The organism is Gardnerella sp. KA01002, assembly GCF_049244015.1.
In the GTDB taxonomy this organism is placed as follows: Bacteria; Actinomycetota; Actinomycetes; order Actinomycetales; family Bifidobacteriaceae; genus Bifidobacterium; species Bifidobacterium vaginale.
Genome location: NZ_CP058365.1, coordinates 349,847 through 369,969, shown reverse-complemented (window position 1 = coordinate 369,969; position 20,123 = coordinate 349,847). Strand labels below are relative to the sequence as shown.

Here is a 20,123-nt window from a genome sequence, read left to right as displayed (position 1 = left end):
TGTTGTATATCACCATTCTACAGCAATAGGGTTGCTACGAGGAGTAGAAACTGGAACATCATACTTTTGCATCAAGAATTCTCCAATTGCTTTCAAAAGAGGTGCTGCTGCAACAACGCCGAAAGTTCCCTGAGGATTACTTAATGCCACTGTAATAGCAAATCGTGGATTATCCACAGGAATGACTCCAGCACAATCTGCAACGATAGAACTTAATCCTCCACCGAATCCCGCTACTTCTGCAGTACCACTCTTAGCAGCAACACGGTATCCATTAATTGATATAAAGTTCTTGTAAGATTCCGCTGTGCTTTCCATAGCATTCAACATTTGCGATGCTACATGTTCATCCAAAACGCGAGTTGCCTGAGGTCTCTTGTGCTCTGAAACACGTCCATGAGGATCTATTACAGATTTGATTATTGACTGTTGGAGCCTTACACCCTTGTTCGCAATAGTCGCAATAGCATTAGTAATTTGCAAAGCGTTAGTGGCATAACCCTGACCAAACAAAACAGTGTTTTGCTTACGACCATCCCATGCTTGTACGCTTGGAAGAAGACCAGGAGATTCACCTTGTAAACCTAAACCAGTATATTGCCCAATTCCAAACTTAGACAAAAACTCATAACGCTTGTTATTAGGATATTTTTCGCCAGCTAAAATCATGCCAACATTAGAAGATTCCTTTAAAATTCCAGCTAATGTTAAACGTTCAATACCATGACTGTGAGAATCATGGAAAACCTGACCTTGTTTGTCTATTGTCCCTGGAACTGAGAATTTGTCGCTGAGTTGACGCGCACCAGATTGAACCATTCCAGCCATGGCAAACACTTTGCCTATAGAACCTGGCTCAAAGATCTGGCTAACCGCTTTAGAAACAGATGCTCTAGCAGCTGAAGAACCAGCTTTAATATCGTCAGTATCTTCTAACGCAAGAATCTCACCAGTGCGAATATCCTGAACAACAGCAATTCCCCATCCAGCTTTGTACTGCTTCATTCCGTCAAGAAGAACTTTTTTAACGTACCAATCTACATCGCTGTCAATGGTTAACTTTATGTCATTACCATTTACAGCATCTTTATATTCGCTAACAGTGCCAGGAATTTTCTCATTTCCAACATTGTTTCCCTGATACTTTTGATATCCATCTGTACCAGTTAAAACTTTATCTTGCGAAAGCTCTAATCCAGATTCACCTATTTCGCCTCTTCTACCCTTTGCCTCTGGTCTAGAGCTTTCTTCGGCATCTTTGACAGAACCAATTAGGGCACCCAAAATAGGACCACTTGAATACACTCGTTCACTACTGTTTTCTGCATAAACACAACCAGAAAGGTTGAGTTTGTCAATTGCACGCTTAACAGAAGGCTTCACATTCCTCTTGATAACTGCGTAACGACCCAATCCAGAAATCTTTCCGCCGATTTCAACAGAGCTCATATGAAGAATTGGAGCTAAAAGACGTGCCACCGCCACGGCACCAGTACCTTCAACATCCTTACCATTAATCGAATGACAATTACCAGCAGTTTGTTTTGTGCAAGGAGTAGGTTTAAACGCCTGCGCATTCATAGGATCAGCAATTATATTGTATCTTTCAACACTTTGAGCAAGAACTGAACCGTTTGTATCTAAAATACGACCTCTTCTAGCAAGAATTGGTTTTGTCCTAATACGTTCTGCTTGAGCCGCCTGAGCAGTAGAACGAGCATTAATAAGCTGTATAAAACTAAGTTTTACTATTGCACATGTTGCAACAAACGCAAAAATAATTGCAACAATTACGCACTTCTTTGCAAAAACTGTGCTATTCATCGCAGCAGTCTTATTAGCAGCAGACCGATTATAGGATCCGTAAGCCTCATAAGAATTCGCATTGTATGTGCTGGCCTTTTTAAACCTTGTAAATTGCGATTTTCTTTTAATCAGCTTCAGTAAGCTAAAAACGCGACTAATACCATCTTTTAGAGACTTACTGGTTTTTGAAAATCCACTGGAATTGCTTGTTCTATTAACTTTGTCTTTAATAGAATTAACAACTCCATTAACTTTGCCTGAATATTTGGCGAAACGTTGCTTGATTTGGCGGCTCATCAATGTTTCTCCTTATCCTTTGGTTTTTGTTGTTTAGATTGTTGTTTAGATTGTTGTGAATCATGCGCCTGCTGTTTGGGCTGCGACTTTTGATTCTTAGAACTAGCCTGTGTTTGAGCTTTCTTAGCATCAAGCATTGCTTTTTCAGCTTTCTTTTTATTTGCATAATCGCTTAAATCAACGGTTATTGCACCTTGCTGCGGAACCATTCCCATCGTTTGCGCTTTTGCTGGAAGATCCGCCTCTAAAGTATCTAATTTTGTTTGCGCTGTTTCTACATCTTGACGAAGCCTAGAAATACTCGATTGTGTAGCAGCCTGTTCAAAAGATATTTCTGCCATTTTTGTGCGCAACAATAGAGATGTTGTAGGAGTGATTACTAAGAACAAAACAACGATAATCACATTAAAAAGAGGCGCTTTACGAGTATTGCTCCACTCTATAACCTTATGCAAGCGGTTCATTACTGTGTAAGATCTGCGGTCTGATGCGCTAAATACCAATGGAAGGGATTTTAGAACACGATTTTTCCTTGAATCTCCAACAACTTTTTCTTTTACACGACCTGCAGGAGCTGCTGTTGCAGTAACAGTAGACAATCCAGGAGCACGGTTTTTTAATGGTTTAATCATTAGAACCTACCCCCTTTTTTATGTGCAAATCGTATAGTCGAAGAATTAGATGATTCTTCAATACCTCTAGAAATAGATTCAAATTCCTTAATCCAACGTTCTGGAATATCTCGAATCAGTTCCACTGCACGCAAGCGAACAGACGAAGACCTAGTATTATTTGCTATTTCTTCCTTAGATGCTTTTACAGCTCCTCTAGTTAGCGCCTTAAAGAAAGGCTGTGCATCTGCTGGAACAATAGGCATATTCGCTGGAACATCTACTTCTAAGCCATTGTTCATGAATCTTTTAACCGCAATATCTTCTAGCGAATGATAAGATTCAACAACAATCCTGCCACCTTGATTTAAACGCAGAGCCAACTTTGGTAGTGTCCTAGCAAGTTTGTCTAATTCTCCATTAACCTCAATGCGAAGAGCTTGGAAAACTCTCTTAGCTGGGTTTCCTGGAGCACGATGAAAACGAGGAATGACGTTATCAACTAATTCAACCAGCTGACCAGATGTGGTAATCGGAGTCTCTTCACGAACTTGAACAATTTTGCGAGCTATTGGACCAGAAAAACGCTCTTGACCATATTCTCGGAAAATATTCGCAAGCTTATGCGAATCATAAGTCGCGAGAATAGTCGCAGCTGTTATGCTTTGTGTAGTGTCCATTCTCATATCTAATGCAGTGTTGTGAGAATATGAGAATCCTCTATCTTCTTCGTCTATTTGCAAGCTAGAAAGTCCCAAATCCATAAATGCTGCATCAATATGGTAGATTGCTAAATCTTCAAGAACTTTGTCAACTTCATCAAATGCTGCATGTACTGGAATAAAACGTTCGTCTAATCCTTCTTCACGCATTCTTTTCGTAGCCAGCTCAAGAGCTTCGCCATCTCTGTCTATGCCTACAAGCGTTGCAAGAGGAGCAGCTTTAAGAAAAGCTGTTGCATGACCAGCAAGACCCAGCGTGCAATCCACAACAACAGAATTCTTGTGGTTTAACGCTGGAGATACTAGATTTACACAATCGTCAAGCAATACTGGTGCGTGTATTGTAGATAAGTCCTTCATCGGATCACCTTTCATTGGATCACCGCCGGAAGAACATCATCTGCAATATCTGCATAATCTTGCTCACGATCTGCAAGGTATTTGTTCCAAGCAGACTTATTCCATATTTCTGCGCGAGTGCCAACACCAATTACAACAATCTCGTCTCCAAGATTTGCGTAATCTCTTAACATTGGTGGAACTACTATGCGTCCCTGCTTATCTGGTTCTTGATCTACAGCGCCAGAAAGAAACACTCGCAAATAGTCTCTTGCAGACTTATTGCTCATAGATGTGCGCTGAATCTGCGTTGTAATACGTTGAAACTCTTGCATTGGCAGTACATATACGCAACGTTCCTGACCGCGCGCCATAACAAAACCATTCCCTAATTGAGATCTAAATTTCGCTGGTAAAGCTACACGACCTTTTCCATCAATTTTTGGAGCATATGTGCCAAGAAGAATTGGGGTTTGATTCTGTTGCTGATTCTGATTGCTTATGCCATTACCACGAGAATCTTCATTAGTCGGTAAAGGAGTGGAATTAAAAGCCGAATATGGAGCCTGGTTAATGGATTGAGCAAAAGGAATCTGCTGCATTGGCGGAATCTGCTGTGGCTGATACATCTGTGGCATCACATAATAAGGCTGAGCGTACGCTTGAGGATTTTGCATTGGCATATGCATTCCCTGAGCATTAGCTTGAGCAATATTTTGTGAATCACTGTCAGAGAGATTTTGAGCATGCACAAAGGAGGAATTGGCTTTATTCTGCGCATTATCATCCGCATTATTACGAGCCATAACTCCACCTCCTTTTCAACATGCAATATGCCACTTGCACATCGTTCACCATTTTACCCCATTCCTCACCAAAAATCCCCACTTTTTTATAAAAAAATAATATTTTTTTCATAAAAGTGCCACTTTATGCATTCGTTGCAAAAACTTTCTTAGAAAATACCGTGTATAAGCCTCGAGATATACTTAAACGCCTAGTTTTTAGCTCAACATTTAAGAAGAACGGACACAAATGTCTACGTACTCCTCACAACTTAGCGAAGAACAACAAGCAGTTGATTGCGCTTACGGACGCTTGGATGACTTGCGTTCTACGGTTCGTACAAGACTTGACGCTGTACGAGCTGCAGGATCACACGGTTCTCCTACTCAGCGCACCGAACGTGATTCATTTGCAACAATGTATGAGGATCGGTTAACTCAACTTAGAGCCGTAGAAGACAGACTTGTGTTTGGAAGACTTGATGATCGCGAAGGAACAAGACACTACATAGGTAGGATTGGTCTACTCAGTGAAAATCACGATCCTATTCTTACAGATTGGCGAGCAGAAGCTGCGCGACCATTCTATGAGGCAACGCCACGTCACCATGGAAACATCGTTATGCGTAGGCATATAACTCTTAAATTCCGCGAGGTTGTTGGAGTTGAAGACGAGATTCTTGATATTCATGCAGACGAGGTAAACAAGGCTTCTAAGCAGGGAACTCTAACAGGCGAAGGTGCTTTACTAGCTTCACTAGGTTCTCGCAGAACTGGAAAAATGACGGATATTGTTGCAACTATTCAAGCTGAACAAGACCGCATTATTCGCGCTCCTCTTGACCATACTATTGTTGTACAAGGTGGGCCTGGTACTGGCAAAACCGCAGTAGCATTGCACAGGGCAGCATATCTTCTTTATACACATCGTAGAAAGCTTGAAAAATCAGGCGTTCTGATTGTAGGACCAAGCTCGGCATTCTTAAGATACATAGATCAAGTTTTGCCTTCTTTGGGTGAAACTGGTGTTGTAAGTAGAACAATTTCTGATTTGATCCCAAATGTTCATGCTGTTGCAGAAGATACTCCACATGCGGCAAAGCTTAAGGGAATGTATCGCATGAAAAACGTTATTCAGAACGCTGTTTGTGCAAGAATACGTGTTCCTAAAGATTTACCAACGCTACGCATAAACGGGTTTGCTGTACAACTCAAAAAAGAGGATATTGAGCTTGCACAATCAGATGCTCAACGAACACACCAACCTCATAATCAGGCTCGCAAAACCTTCGTAAAGTCAGTTATAAGTTCACTTAGAAATAGATACCTAGAACAGTTAGATTACACTCCTTCGCAGTCTGAAATATCCGATATTACATCTCAGCTTCGTATGGAAGAGAAACTTAAGATTACTCTGAATCTTGCTTGGCTCCCTATGACTGCCACGTGGCTTATTGACCAGCTGTTTTCTAAACCTGAACAACTTCGCATATATGCTCCTTGGTTAAGTGAAGACGATATTTGTGTATTAACTAGACCAAAAGGTAGTCCTCTAACTCGCTCTGATATACCGCTTCTTGATGAGGCTATGGAGCTTCTAGGTGCAGATCCAAAAGTTGAGGCACAAAATGCTGCAAATGCTCGCAAAAAGCTCGAAGAGCAGCAATACGCTTCTGAAACACTTGCTCAAAATGGCATTGGAAATGGAATCGTCACCGCAGATATGCTCATAGAGAACATTCAAGGTGACGATACAAGCATTGTAGCCAATCTTGCTGCGTCAGATAGAGAGTGGACTTATGGTCATGTGGTTGTAGATGAAGCTCAAGAGCTTACAGCAATGGATTGGCGAATGCTAATCCGTCGCTGCCCTTCTAGATCATTTACAATCGTTGGTGATGTTGCTCAAACATCCGCTTTAGGTGGAACGCATCATTGGCAAAAGAATATGAGCTCACTGTTTGGAGATGCAAACTGGGATCTTTACGAGTTGACCATTAATTATCGTAACCCTAAAGAAGTTTCAGATGCTGCAGGAAAAGTGGCAAACAACTCTGGATTGTACATTTCCACAGTTAATGCTGTACGATCTGTTCCTGATTCTCTTGTTACCCATACACTTAAGCATCAAGATGAACTAGATAGAACACTTTCAAAATATTGCATTGATTTGTTTAAAGAATTCGTATCAGAAGATGGAAGTGGTCGCGTAGCGATAATAGTTCCTAATGAACTATTAGACCATACTGATAAAATCGTTAAAGATACTCTTCGTAAAAATCTTTCCGATAAAGAATACAATCGTATACTTCAACAGAATTCAGACGATAGTCAGATTAGCGTTTGCACGCCTGAATACGTTAAAGGATTAGAATACGATGCCGTAATTCTGATGCAACCTTCTAAAATAGAACAAGAAGCAGCATCTATGCTTACAGCAGCAGCAAATCTGTACGTTGCTATGACAAGACCAACACAGCGATTAGTCATCTTGCGCACACAAGATGACGCTGATTTTTCAAAATAAACACAAAAACACTAAACCCGAATAAACTAGTACATTGTTTGATCTATTGAAATATATGGGTCAAACAAGAAGGGTTATTGCTTACTCTTTTTAAGATCCTCAATGGCTTGTTCAAAATCCTTCAAGCCAGCGAAGTTCTGATATACACTAGCAAAACGAAGATAAGCTACCTCATCCAGTTCTCGCAATGGTTTCAATATTGCTTTTCCAACTTCTTCAGATGTAACTTGCGCTAATCCGCGAGCACGCAAATCAGCTTCAACTTCCATTCCCAACGTCTTTAAAGCTTCAGAGTCTATAGGTCTACCCTGACAAGCTTTTCCTACACCAGCAACCACCTTTGCTCGGTCGAATGGCTCAATTGAACCAGATCGTTTCATAACAAGCAGTTGAGTAGTTTCAACTGTCGTAAAGCGGTTGCCACACATCTGGCATTCACGTCTGCGACGAATCGAATATCCATCTTCACTAATTCGCGTATCGATAACCTTAGTATCGGAATTCTTACAAAAAGGACAATGCATACATCTAGCATACTAAAAATTATTAAAATATGTTATATATGCTTTAATATTTGTTATATAAATAAATCGATTTTTTCATATTTTTGTCCATATTCTTGATAAATTTTACCAATAAATACCTGAATTGATGGATATAAAACCATATCTGCAATTACTCGTACCCTTGTTTCATATATCGACGAAGCCATAAATACAACATTGTTATGATCTTCATCATACGAGTCACATTCGCAAATCCAATCCATATAAACCTCCATATTTTAACTATCGAATAAAATTATCTACATTGATTAATCATATATAAACGGCACTTTTATAGACTGACCTACTTCTAAATCTGCTGAATCTAAATTATTAATTTGCATGAGATAATCTACAGAATCAGAAATATTACTGTCTTTGTTTGTTATAGTTTTTGCATAACTCCATAAAGTATCTCCAGGACGAACAGTGTATGTTACAAAAGATTTTGACACTGCAGAAACTGCTGGCTTTGGAGTAAAAATAATCCATGCAAAACACACTAAAGCAACAAAAACAATAAATCTAATAAAAGATTTACTATACTTATTTCGCTTTAAACAAGTTTTATCTACGCAAGTACCGTTGTTCGCAAACTGACTATATAAAGCACCAGTTGCTTTTGATCTCTTATGCATAATTACCCTTTCTCACAAATTTAAATCAATATAAATCCATATGAACATTTGTTCTATCGAACAGGTGTATCAATCTTGACACATCTGTTCTAAAGATGCAACGGCGTGTCGAACATATGTTTGATTTTTTTGCAAGTTTGTCATAGAATAAAATCATCGAAAGGAGACACCATGAATATCAACACAAACGAGATTAGTGATTCCGCGGCGCACAACACAGAACCGCTAACAGATCGTCAGCGCAAAATCATGGATGCCATACAAAATTGCCTTGAAGAACATGGATTTCCTCCATCATTTAGAGAAATAGGCGAAGCTGTAGGCTTAAGAAGTCCTTCTTCCGTAAAACATCAATTGCGAGCCTTAGAAATGAAAGGACTAATAAGAATAAGCGCCAATAAAGGGCGTGCCATTGAGGTTATTGGAGATTTCTTAAAGAAAAATAAGGAGAAAGCTCATACACTGATTACAAAATCAGCAGTAGATGTAAGCATATACAACAACGACTCATTGATTCACTCACACGACGTACCACTTGTTGGGAGAATTGCAGCTGGAACACCTATAACAGCAGAGCAACACGTTGAAGATGTTATGAGATTGCCAGAAAGACTTACTGGAAGCGGAAATCTATTTATGCTAGAAGTGCATGGAGATTCAATGATCGATGCAGCAATCTGCGATGGAGATTACGTTGTTGTACGAGAACAAAATGAAGCAACCAATGGAGATATAGTTGCCGCACTGCTAGATAATGAGGCTACTGTAAAAACGTTTAGAAAAGACAATGGTCACGTCTGGCTTATGCCACACAATCCAGCGTATTCACCTATAGATGGATCACACGCAAAAATAATGGGTAAAGTTGTTACTATCTTAAGAAAAATTTAACGTTTTAAGCAGAACTAGAACTAAATTTCTAGCAAACGCAAAACATTACAAATACTCTCTCAATATGTAAAACAAACAATAAAAAAAAAATCGCTGTGATTAGCAGCTATAAGAGCTTTAAAATCACAGCGATTAAAAAAAAAATGAACTTTCCTGTCACATAAAATTTATTATGCAAGAGGATGAGAATCCTTGATAGTTACAGAAATCTCACGACCATTTGGAGCAGAATAGCTAACGGTATCACCTGCTTTAGCGCCCATTATTGCAGCACCAATTGGAGATTCTGGACTAATAACATCGTAATCTGTAGCAACAGCAATATCGCGAGAGCCAAGTACATAAGTCATTTCTCGGCCAGCAAGCTCCAAGGTTACAAGAGAGCCATTCCCAACACTGCCAGCTTCTGGAGCTTCGAGAATCTTAGCATTACGAAGCTTAACAATAAGCTCGTTAATACGACCCTCATTTTTGCCCTGCTCCTCACGAGCAGCTTGATAACCACCATTTTCAGACAAATCGCCCTCAGCTCGCGCAGCAGCAATACGTTCAGTAATTTCATCACGATACTCGCCTTCGCGATGAGCCAATTCTTCCTTGAGCTTATCGTAAGCTTCCTTAGTCAACAAAATCGTTTTTTCTTCAGCCATTTTGTAATCTCCTTAATAAAGAACAAAGAATAAAACAGCAAATTAAAAATCAACCACACGCAATATTCATCGCGTAGAAATAATATCAATCACAAACACAAGAGTGTCTGAACCACCAATTCCAGCCTGAGGAACTCCACGAGAACCATAACCATACTCAGGCGGAATAGAAACAAGAAGCCTAGAGCCAACATTATGACCTGGAACAGTACGATCCCACCCCTGAATCACCTGACCAACGCCAATGCCAAAACTTGCTGGCCTATGACGATCAAAGCTAGAATCAAACGGCTTATCCGCACCCCAAACAACACCATGATAATTAACAGTCACAGTATCTCCAGCGCGAACTAAAGGACCATTACCTTCTACTAACTCAACAACCTTAAGCCCCGCTGGCGGCTCAGACGCTGGGAACGTCACCGTTGGCGTAGTACCAAATTCCGCAACTACTTCTGGCATATCCTGTGCCATATTGCCCTCCTTTATAATCTTTTCCAATCCCTTACAGCCATATGTAAATGCTTAAAACATTTGCAAAAATCAACTAATGTTTAATAGCATTATCCAAAAACTTCAAACATTATAACAGTTCTGTAATCTTATAGCGTGATTTAGATTAGCACTCAACCGCTACCTATGCCAATAATATAAAGTTAAATCCTAATCTAAATCCTAATCTAATCCAAAATTTAATTTAGGATTCAATCTAACATTCAACAACGTTTACGGCGAGTCCACCTTTAGATGTTTCCCTGTACTTAGACATCATATCTTGACCAGTTTCCTTCATTGTTTTAATCGCATTATCAAGGCTAACAATATGCGAACCATCACCTAGCAGAGCAATTCTCACAGCATTAATCGCCGTATTAGCAGCCATAGCATTGCGCTCAATGCAAGGAATCTGCACCAAACCGCCAACAGGATCACAAGTCAAACCAAGATGATGCTCAATACCAATTTCCGCAGCATTTTCAACCTGTTCAGGAGTGCCGCCAAGCACCTCACATAATCCAGCAGCAGCCATAGAACACGCGGAACCAACTTCTCCCTGGCATCCAACTTCTGCACCAGAAATCGAAGCATTGCGTTTAAACAGGTATCCAACAGCGCCAGAAGCAAGAAGGAATCTTACAATTCCATCTTCACTAGCACTATCTACAAACCGCCAATAATATTGCAAAACAGCTGGAATAATTCCGGCAGAACCATTAGTAGGAGCCGTAACAATACGACCACCACCAGCATTCTCCTCACTCACAGCAAGTGCAAAAAGATTAACCCACGCAGAATCGGAGCTTTCTAAAGCTGAATCAGCCCTACGATGATTCTGACGAAGCATATCTGAATTAGCAGCAAGACGAGCATACATATTGGGAGCACGCCTAGGAACATCAAGTCCTCCAGGGAGAATCTCCTGTTTAGAATTACAACCATTTTCCACACACTTGCTCATAACCTTCCACACATGTAGCAAATAGGAGCGAACGTAATGCGCATCTCCCTCATGCAAAGCAAGCTCATTTTGCCAAACAATATCACTTATATTCTTATGTTCTTTTTTGCAAATTGAAATAAGCTCTTTACAAGTCGAGAAAGGATAAGGAACAGTTGAATCATTGGAAGAATTTACGGAAGAATCGCCATTTACAGAATTATTTGTCGAGTCAGACTTAGAATCATCAACATTATTCGCATCGTCTAAAACGCGATCATGCAACCCAACCATTGCATCATTCGCGTTACCTTTGCGAATAAAACCACCTCCAATTGAATACCAAACTTGCTCGTCAACAGTATTACCTTGAGAATCAAAAGCCACAAACCTCATGCCATTAGGGTGTGCAACCATGCGCTTCCACTTTTCAAAAATCACGTCTGAATCGTAATCAAATTCAATAGTATGACTATGAGCAAGAGTCAAAGTACCAGTTTTCTTACAATATTCGCGAATAGTCATCATGTGTTCTGTATCAACATCGTCAGGTAAATTACCCTCCAAACCTGCAACAGAAGCACGATCCGTGCCATGACCTAAACCTGTAAGAGACAAAGAACCGTACAATGTAACATGAACTCGCGCAACATTATTAAGCTTTCCACTTTCCTTCAAAGAAGTAACAAAAGCGTTCGCAGCGCGCATAGGACCAACAGTATGAGAAGAACTAGGTCCTACACCAATCGAAAACATTTCTAAAATACTGAACACATATACATTGTAAGCATAATTTCAAAGTCACGACACGCAGCGATTCGATATACGTTGCGTTCAACATAAAAATAAAATGCACTACAAAACCCAAAAACCAACTAAAGTTGATAAAAGCTAATAAAAGCTAATCAGCATCTTCATCCATAGAAATATCTGCAGCAGAAATATCAGAAGAATGACTGTTGTCTAACCAACTTACGATTAGTCTGCTAAATAAGTGTAAAAGCATCCACACAACAAAAGCAAACATTACTGCACAAATCATAACAAACATATCGTTCCCATTAGTTGGAATGTGCAAATCAAAGAAATGAGCGACAAACGGTATAAACACACCCACAACACCAGCCAGCGCAAAGCACAACACCATTATTCCACGCCAAGAAAAAATAGGTTTAGAAACAGTAGCTAAAACCACTACACCAAGCGCAAAAACAACAACCGAACAAATACTACGAGTCACATCCAAAGACTTGGCTGCACCAACAATGAGCTTGGAAGCACTCACACCAGAAGCATCTAAACCACGCACCAACATCATAGGAGCAAAAACAGCCGTAACCAACACAGATATAGCAACAGCCACACCATTAGGAAGAGCAAAACGCACAACACGATGCAAAAACCCTGGAATATAACGTCTTGAATTAGGAGCCAAAGCCAGCAAAAACGCTGGAATACCAATTGTTAACGAGCCAATATAAGTTATGTGACGAGGCAAATACGGGAAGTGAAGACCAAGAAGAACAACACCAGCCGAAATAAGTGCAGAATACACAGTTTTAACAAGGAACAATCCTGCAACACGCTCCATATTTGCCATAACCTGACGACCCCTAGCAACCACGTCTGGAAGATGCGAAAAACACGAATCAACAAGCACAACTTGAGCCACAGCCTTAGCTGCAGGAGCAGCATTCCCCATAGCTACACCCAAATCCGCTTCTTTAAGCGCAAGAGTATCGTTAACACCATCGCCAGTCATAGCAACAACATGACCCTTAGCATGCAGAGCCTGAACAATTGCCTTTTTTTGATCTGGCAAAACACGACCAAGAACATCAACATTCTCAAGCACCTGAGAAAGCTGATTAACATCTTTAGGAAGATTCCTAGCATCCATAGCAACAGGCTTAGAATCGCCGGTTAATCCAACTTTTTCAGCCACTGCAGCAACTGTTATAGGATTATCGCCAGAAATAACACGGCATCTAACTCCCTGTTTCCTAAACCATGCGAGCGTTTGTCTAGCATCCGAACGAATTTTCTCCGAACAGCGAACCAAGGCAACAGGACGCGCATTAGAAGAAATAGTAGGAGAATCAGAAAAAGTAGAATCACATGAATCGCTGTCATCTAAAGCAAGGAGAAGCACACGCTCACCTTTTTGAGCATATTCGTTTACACTATGCAAAATACGATCAAACTGCTCATGCGAGCGCATATTAGAATAGTTAGAATCAGAATTGCCGTCAGAACAATCACGAAACTCACGGATCGCACTAACCAAAACTTCTGGAGCACCCATGTACCAAGTTTCAAAACTACCATCTTTATGCTTGTAATTAATAGCACTCCATTTTCTAGAAGACGAGAACGGAAGACGATTATTTATTACGCAGCCAGAGGATACACCCTGATTTTCAACATTTTTATCATTAAGACCTTTGCTAAAGGTATCTTTGCTACCAAGACCTTCCATAATTGCTATACCAGTAGCATTTGGATTTTCTTCATTAGACAAATCAAATAAAGCTTGATTTACAAAACCGCGCAAACCATCATTCAAGTCGAAAGCATCCGCGCTGCTCTGCTTTGCAACATCACTTAAATTGTCATCAAGCAAATCCACGCCTACAAATGCGATTCCACCATCCGTAATAGTGCCAGTTTTATCCAAATTCAAACAATCCACTCGCGCCAAAGTTTCCACAGATTCTAGCTCTTGTATCAGAGTCTTTTTTCGAGCGAGGCGCATAGCAGCAACAGCAAAATTAAGCGAAGTTAAAAGCACAAGACCTTCTGGAATCATGCCAACAACACCAGCGACAGCAGAAACCACGGCACTACGCCAATTGCCAGTCTGCCACGCAAGCGCAAAACCACCAACCTTACTAATCTGAGACCATACAAGCAAAGCGCAAAGAGGCACAACAACAATCGTCATCCACTTTAAAATCGTGTTAATTCCGCGGCTCAAATCCGAAATTGTTTTAGTGTAAACCTTTGCTTGAGCAGCCAATCTAGCAGCATAACTGTTGCCACCCACAGCCGTAACACGAGTCAAAGCAACACCAGAAACAGCGGTAGAGCCAGAATATACACGATCCTCTGCAGCCTTACGTACAGTTGCAGATTCGCCCGTAAGCATTGACTCATCCATCTCCAGACCCCAAGATTCAAGCACTTGCACGTCTGCAGGAACCTGGTCTCCAGCACGAACCCATAACAAATCACCAAGCACAATATCGCAATGGTTTATAAAAACGTTCTTTCCGCCTCGTCGCACAATCGACCGCGAAGCCACAAGAATCGAAAGCCTATCAAGCGTGTGTTTTGCACGCAACTCAGTAACAACGCCAATACCAGTGTTAATCAAAATAACAAAACCAAAAACGGCATCTTTCCAAGATCCAGTAGCGAGAACAACCACCATTGCTACAAAGATAATCGCGTTAAAAAGTGTAAACACGTTTGCGCGCACAATAGAAAGCACAGACCTAGATGTTCGATTAGTCGTAATGTTAACGTCGCCATTTTCCACAGCATAAGAAACTTCATCTGCATTTAAACCAGATTCGTTAACTTTTGGCAAATCAGGCAAATCAGACATGTCACTTATGTCACGCAAATTATTCAAATCACGCATCTGCAGCCTCCGCGAAGTCTCTGGCAAATCTTTCTTAATTACGCTAGTTCTTGTCATTTATAATCACATCCCTGCTGTGAGGCGTATTATCTATTAAGGATTGAACGATTTTTAGAAGAGATGAATGTTGAATTTTTCCCGATTTATCTACATTCGACTTATTATCCCTATTAAACTCAAACAAAGCTTGATTGTCTAAATCCTTGAAAATATACAATTTTGCAGCATACAAAGTTGAATCCTTTGGAGGATTTTTAGGATTCACAAGAGCTACTGGTATTCCAGCAAAACGAGCATATTTAAGCGCATCAATCCAAGATTCACGAGCCTTTGAATCTACATGCGCTCCACCAGCATTGCTTTTAACCCCTAAATCTGTAGAATCTGAAGCATCAATATTGATGTTGTTAATCAATATCATAGAAACAGGCTGCTCGGAAGCAGACTTAATCGCATCCCTTGCAGCCTCATTAGCGTTCTTAACATCCGACACAGAAGCATAAGCTGCACTCAAACCAGATTTTTCGCATAAATGAAGAAGCTTGGAATCAAGAGATGCGGATTTTGACCCAACTATAAGTAGCTTGATATCTTCTACGTCAATGCCATCGTGAACTATGTCGTCTGCCTTACCAGTATCCCCAACCGCGTGATTATTAGGCTCACACCCACTCAAAGACGCTACCGCCAATAGAGAAATCGACGCAGCTGCGCATAAACATGTCACGCGTTTAAGTTTATTCATAAGCACGTGCTTTGTTTTGCGCATAAGAGACATAATACTTTTATATCACAAATTGCATATGAAATACTTAAAAGGCGTATTACCATGATGTAACAGTCGTTGCTCTCCTATGTATATTAGATGGAGCTACAAGTATCTCACGATTAGTGCGATTAGGAATAATCTTATTTTGTTTAAATTCAGAATGCTGTTGATTGGATTCACTATCTAGTCTCTGAAGTACTAGTTGAATCGCAGTTTTTGCAACTTCTCTTGGAACAGTTGAAATATTAGTAATAGGCGTTGGGAAACTCTCTGCATAATCATCAGAACAATGTACGATAACCGATAAATCTTTCCCAGGCTGAATATTTCGTTCTTTCAAATACCATAACAACCACTGAGCCACACTAGGCTGACGAACAATAATACCAAGTCTATCATCTTTGTACTTCAATAATCTGTCAGCGCATTCAACAAAACCTGTCCAGTCTGGAGATTTTCTTGGGATTATAGAATACGGAATATTAAGCTTTTCACATTCTTGACGTATGGCCATATGGAACTCGTGAATAAAGAACATGTTTTCAGGCTCTTCAAAGTCTATAGAGTACGGGTTACTCACAGGCTCCCCTATTACAGCAATATGATGATGATTTGTCTCATATAGTTCATCAACTGCCATGCGTCCTGCAATACGAGCATCTAAATCTACGACATCCAAGCCCTGCGCATTTCTAGGTCTTCCAATTAGCACTGTTGGCTGAGTCAATTGGCAAACTACTGGTATACGAGGATCATTAGTCTCAATATCCATAAGGATAAAAGCATCACAAAGTGTCTTATTAGCTAATCTTTGTATACTCTTTGAATCATGTGCAGTTGTGTTAAGAATAACATCATATCCATGTTCTTCAGCATAACGAACTATGGTATCTATGTAAGGAGTAGTTTCATTTGCATCTTTATTGCTACGCATCTCTGCAAATAGTGCAATAATGTTCGTCTTAGATGTTCGAAGAATGCGAGCGCCAGCGTTAGGATGATAGTTAAGTGTGCGCATTGCATTGAGTACACGGTTACGTGTTTCAGGAGCAATCCCGTTTTTATCATTAATAACAAACGAAACAGTTGTTTGCGAAACTCCAGCTAAAGTCGCTACATCTTTACTTGTAGGAGCTTTGTAGGCAAATCCGTCTTGTGAAATTCTCATTGCATTACAACCTATCGCTAAGCAATTACAACCTTTGTACTACTTGCCATCAATCCCAAAATATACAGAATATATAGTATATACAAAATATACTCTACATTTTTTTTGTGAATATTGGAATTCGATCCAACGGCGTATCAACAATGATAGTAGTTGGTCCATCAAAAATAATTTTATCATCACTTTCCCAACTTCCATCAGGAATATAAACAGAACGCTGTTTTTGATATTTATGAAGAGCTGGAGCCACTATAATTCTGTCTCCAAGTAAGAATTGATCAATTATATCTTCACAATGATCGTAGTGGTAAGACATTGGTCGTACTATTGGCTCACCAGTATTAGCAGCATTTAATGCAAACTTTTGTATTGTCGGCAAATGTGCTTCTCTTGTTCTTATAGCACAAATTAGAGCTTTCATATGCTCTTTATCTAAAACACGGTGAGGTAAAGTAGAGAATTGCATCATAGGACATAATGCTGCAATCTGTGCATACCGAATAAAGAAATCTTGATCTATACTATTAGCATTTTGCATAGATTCAATTTCGCCTCCACCAATCATATCTGGACATGTGAATGCGTGACCAATAAGACCTTGAGCTATTATTTCTGGAATAAGCGATTGTAGACCTTCAACCCCCCACGATTGTGGCTTATCTCGTAAGCGCTGCGCTAAAGGCTGACCACCCATTTTCCAACATGCTCTAAACTCGTTGTAAGAGTAGCGCAACCCGAATTTCGCCCATCGCTCACAAAATTCTGCAGACGTCATTGATTCGTATGAAATGTCATCGTTATGACACTCATAAAAATCACCACCATCGAATTTAAACCCATCAACACCTATTTGTCTAAGAGCATCAAGCTTCTCTTCTAACCAAGAGATTGCTTTTGGATGCGACAAATCCAAAACAGCACTCAAGCCATTCCACCATCGTCGTATTGCTGTTTCCCCATTTACACTTCTCAATAAAAGATTTTCTTTTTCCAAATAACGGAAATTTTCAGAATCAGGACTAATGAAAGGCACGAGCCAAAGCATTACACGAAAGCCTTGTTCGTGCAATGAGTCAATCATTTTACGAGGTTTTGGAAAACGCGAAATATCAAATGTCCAATCACCATAATCAGGTGACCATTTGTCATCAATCATAATGATTCCAGATGGCATTCCTAATTCAAGAATCTGACGCGCATAATTTTCTACTTTATTTTGCGTTGGAGCATAAGGCATTTCGATCCAAGTATTATATTGCGGCTTATCAATAAGATCTGCAGGTATACTTCTACCGCTTGGTGGAAAATATTTATTGCAAGCATACTTATAAGCATCAGATAATTTATCTCCAACTTTGGTAAACGTTAGAGATGATGAATGTTCTATCGATAGAGTTCTATCTGCGAATGTAAATTTGAAAGGTTCTTTGCACCATACATATCGTCCACACGTAGATATTAGTAGCGGAGAAGATTGATTTGAGGCTTCAGGAACTTCTCTTAGTTTTTGAGTCCATTCAGACAAATCTCTTGTAAATACTTGTTTCCCAAATGGTTCATATATCCCATCAATTACTGTTCCACCCCACCAGCGCTCCCCTTCGAGCAACCTAATTGTGGTTACAAATTTATCGACTACATTTGAAACTACATCTGTTTTTGTTGCGTCTGCTGTGTTTAGCACATCCATTGTGCGACTAATTTCCACGTTCATCTTGCATCCTAAAAAATATTATCTGTATACATTCAATTATTACTAATACGTATTATTACTATAATATTAATAATGGATATTGTCTAATATATATAAAATATTCTTTATCCATACAAGTTTATCCTGCTCATAAATAACGAAATCCCTTAATAAATCACTATTTTTACGCTTGTTATATATCTTTTTAAAAACACATATAACTATATTTAAGTTGCATTTTTATAAGATATGTGTCATACTGTACCTATCAGTACTAATACGTATTGAAAAGATGGTAGAAGATTTGCTATCACAAAGAAAGGAAATCACAATGAGGTGTGGGTTTCGAAATGTAAAGCGCACGGCGGTGGCACTGGTGACACTCGCCACAGTGTTATTACCATTGGGAGCATGTGGCAATGGAAATTCTGCTGGAAAAGTATCTATTTCGTTTTATTCTTACTTCAAGAAAAATCAGATAGGCAATGTAATTTCAGCATTTCAAAAAGCACATCCAAATATTAAGATTGATGCGCAATATGGTCAAAATTCAACGCAATACATCCAAACTCTGCAAACTCGACTAGCTGGCGGCACTCCTCCGACGATTTTCAATTTAACAATGGATAACCGCACTGACATAATGCAATCTGGTCAAGCTCTGGATATTTCAGGATCAAAATTCTTCTCTGGAATTGATGAATCAAACTTCAAGCTATTCCAACACAACGGTAAAACATATGGCATGCCAGTTTCTGCTTGGGTTGGTGCAATGTTTTACAATAAAGATATTTTGAAGCAAGCTGGATACACTGAATTCCCTAAGACATGGGACGACTTTATTACTATGGGCAAGAAGATTAATGATTCTGGTAAAGTCGCATTCTTGGAAGATTTTAACACACAGCCATCTGGCACATTCGAGGCATTATTAGCAAGTAAATATGCTTCTGACAAAAACGATAAGCAAGACGAAGTAATCTGGAACGGATCTTCAACATTTAGTAAAGAGTGGACTCCAGCATTGAGCGAATGGGCTAAAGCTATAGACGCAAAAGTCATTCCTCATAAGAGCATTGGCCTAACAGCAGATCAGGTAAAGCAAGAATTTGTCACTGGAAATCTTGCAGTTATGCGTTCTGGTCCTTGGGATTTGGCAGATGTAAAAGCCTCTGGAATTAATTTTGGTGTTGCTCCTATGCCTTCTTATAAGAATGGAGAGCAGTGGATTAATGGTGGCCCTGACCAAGGATTCGCTATTGCAGCTAAAGCATCTAAAGCTCAGCAAGAAGCAGCAAAAACATTCTTAGCATATTTGAACAGCAAGGATGGTCTTAAGACGTTCACAACAAATGCTGGAACTTTGTCATTATCTGATAAGTATCGCGCAGATCCTCCTGCTGAACTTGCTGGAGTTATTAAAGATTATTTCCAAAATAACAAATTCTACTGGGTGAACTTCTCCAAGTCTCCTAGCGCAATGATGACAGAAATGGCATCTCGTCAACAAGAGCTAGTTCAAGGAAAAATCACTCCAAAAGAATTCACTAAGTTGTTAGACGATAAATGGAATTCGATGAAATAGTATAAGCAGAATG

17 protein-coding genes are annotated in these 20,123 nt (G+C 39.7%); 3 read left to right on the top strand and 14 right to left on the bottom strand.

The features are described from left to right. Nucleotides 1-9: 9 nt before the first annotated feature. Genes HXT60_RS01375 through mraZ form a run of 4 tightly spaced genes read right to left on the bottom strand, consistent with a single transcriptional unit; the run spans nt 10 to nt 4,581 of the window. A complete protein-coding gene (locus tag HXT60_RS01375; RefSeq protein WP_004112286.1) occupies nt 10-2,103 on the bottom strand; it encodes a peptidoglycan D,D-transpeptidase FtsI family protein in 2,094 nt (697 codons plus the stop codon). Continuing rightward, entirely contained in the window at nt 2,103-2,735 is a 633-nt protein-coding gene (locus HXT60_RS01370) for a hypothetical protein (protein WP_004112281.1), read from the bottom strand. The genes HXT60_RS01375 and HXT60_RS01370 overlap by 1 nt, the downstream gene beginning before the upstream one ends. Further along, nucleotides 2,735-3,796 (bottom strand): 16S rRNA (cytosine(1402)-N(4))-methyltransferase RsmH, encoded by a 1,062-nt coding sequence (gene rsmH / locus HXT60_RS01365; protein ID WP_004112279.1) that lies wholly within the window; start codon nt 3,794-3,796, stop codon nt 2,735-2,737. Before rsmH ends, HXT60_RS01370 begins: the two co-directional genes overlap by 1 nt. Before the next feature lie 11 nt (nt 3,797-3,807). Then, nucleotides 3,808-4,581 carry a division/cell wall cluster transcriptional repressor MraZ gene (mraZ, locus tag HXT60_RS01360; RefSeq protein WP_004112277.1) on the bottom strand — a complete coding sequence of 258 codons (774 nt, stop codon included), beginning with the start codon at nt 4,579-4,581 and terminating at the stop codon, nt 3,808-3,810. Between the two features lie 229 nt (nt 4,582-4,810). On the opposite strand from mraZ, the gene HXT60_RS01355 reads away from it, so the two are divergent. Beyond that, complete coding sequence (locus tag HXT60_RS01355) at nt 4,811-7,087, top strand: HelD family protein (RefSeq protein WP_004112275.1); 2,277 nt, start codon at nt 4,811-4,813, stop codon at nt 7,085-7,087. A 74-nt stretch (nt 7,088-7,161) separates the two neighbouring features. On the opposite strand, the gene nrdR is transcribed toward HXT60_RS01355, so the two are convergent. Genes nrdR through HXT60_RS01340 form a run of 3 tightly spaced genes read right to left on the bottom strand, consistent with a single transcriptional unit; the run spans nt 7,162 to nt 8,270 of the window. After that, on the bottom strand, nt 7,162-7,611 hold the full coding sequence (nrdR, locus tag HXT60_RS01350) for a transcriptional regulator NrdR (protein WP_004116911.1): 450 nt from the start codon (nt 7,609-7,611) through the stop codon (nt 7,162-7,164). A 53-nt stretch (nt 7,612-7,664) separates the two neighbouring features. Next, nucleotides 7,665-7,856, bottom strand: a complete 192-nt coding sequence (locus HXT60_RS01345; RefSeq protein ID WP_004112270.1) for a hypothetical protein — start codon at nt 7,854-7,856, stop codon at nt 7,665-7,667. Nucleotides 7,857-7,901: 45 nt separating this feature from the next. Next, nucleotides 7,902-8,270, bottom strand: a complete 369-nt coding sequence (locus HXT60_RS01340; RefSeq protein WP_004112269.1) for a LysM peptidoglycan-binding domain-containing protein — start codon at nt 8,268-8,270, stop codon at nt 7,902-7,904. Between the two features lie 171 nt (nt 8,271-8,441). On the opposite strand from HXT60_RS01340, the gene lexA reads away from it, so the two are divergent. Continuing rightward, on the top strand, nt 8,442-9,161 hold the full coding sequence (gene lexA, locus HXT60_RS01335) for a transcriptional repressor LexA (RefSeq protein ID WP_004112267.1): 720 nt from the start codon (nt 8,442-8,444) through the stop codon (nt 9,159-9,161). Nucleotides 9,162-9,331: 170 nt separating this feature from the next. On the opposite strand, the gene HXT60_RS01330 is transcribed toward lexA, so the two are convergent. The 7 genes from HXT60_RS01330 to HXT60_RS01300 all read right to left on the bottom strand — a co-directional run bounded on the left by HXT60_RS01330 (nt 9,332) and on the right by HXT60_RS01300 (nt 18,546). Then, nucleotides 9,332-9,811, bottom strand: coding sequence for a GreA/GreB family elongation factor (locus HXT60_RS01330; protein ID WP_004112265.1), 480 nt, complete (start codon nt 9,809-9,811; stop codon nt 9,332-9,334). Between the two features lie 66 nt (nt 9,812-9,877). Continuing rightward, nucleotides 9,878-10,285 carry an FKBP-type peptidyl-prolyl cis-trans isomerase gene (locus HXT60_RS01325; RefSeq protein WP_004112263.1) on the bottom strand — a complete coding sequence of 136 codons (408 nt, stop codon included), beginning with the start codon at nt 10,283-10,285 and terminating at the stop codon, nt 9,878-9,880. A 235-nt stretch (nt 10,286-10,520) separates the two neighbouring features. Then, on the bottom strand, nt 10,521-12,005 hold the full coding sequence (locus tag HXT60_RS01320) for an L-serine ammonia-lyase (protein WP_004112260.1): 1,485 nt from the start codon (nt 12,003-12,005) through the stop codon (nt 10,521-10,523). A 145-nt stretch (nt 12,006-12,150) separates the two neighbouring features. Further along, the gene (locus tag HXT60_RS01315; protein ID WP_421791220.1) at nt 12,151-14,952 is read right to left on the bottom strand and encodes an HAD-IC family P-type ATPase; all 2,802 of its coding nucleotides are present in this window, start codon (nt 14,950-14,952) and stop codon (nt 12,151-12,153) included. Next, nucleotides 14,939-15,673 (bottom strand): hypothetical protein, encoded by a 735-nt coding sequence (locus tag HXT60_RS01310; RefSeq protein ID WP_004115711.1) that lies wholly within the window; start codon nt 15,671-15,673, stop codon nt 14,939-14,941. The genes HXT60_RS01315 and HXT60_RS01310 overlap by 14 nt, the downstream gene beginning before the upstream one ends. 46 nt (nt 15,674-15,719) lie before the next feature. Beyond that, nucleotides 15,720-16,832, bottom strand: a complete 1,113-nt coding sequence (locus tag HXT60_RS01305) for a LacI family DNA-binding transcriptional regulator (protein ID WP_004112255.1) — start codon at nt 16,830-16,832, stop codon at nt 15,720-15,722. Between the two features lie 94 nt (nt 16,833-16,926). Then, nucleotides 16,927-18,546, bottom strand: coding sequence for a glycoside hydrolase family 31 protein (locus HXT60_RS01300; RefSeq protein ID WP_004112254.1), 1,620 nt, complete (start codon nt 18,544-18,546; stop codon nt 16,927-16,929). Nucleotides 18,547-18,856: 310 nt separating this feature from the next. On the opposite strand from HXT60_RS01300, the gene HXT60_RS01295 reads away from it, so the two are divergent. After that, nucleotides 18,857-20,110, top strand: a complete 1,254-nt coding sequence (locus HXT60_RS01295; RefSeq protein ID WP_004112252.1) for an ABC transporter substrate-binding protein — start codon at nt 18,857-18,859, stop codon at nt 20,108-20,110. The last annotated feature ends 13 nt before the right edge of the window (nt 20,111-20,123 follow it).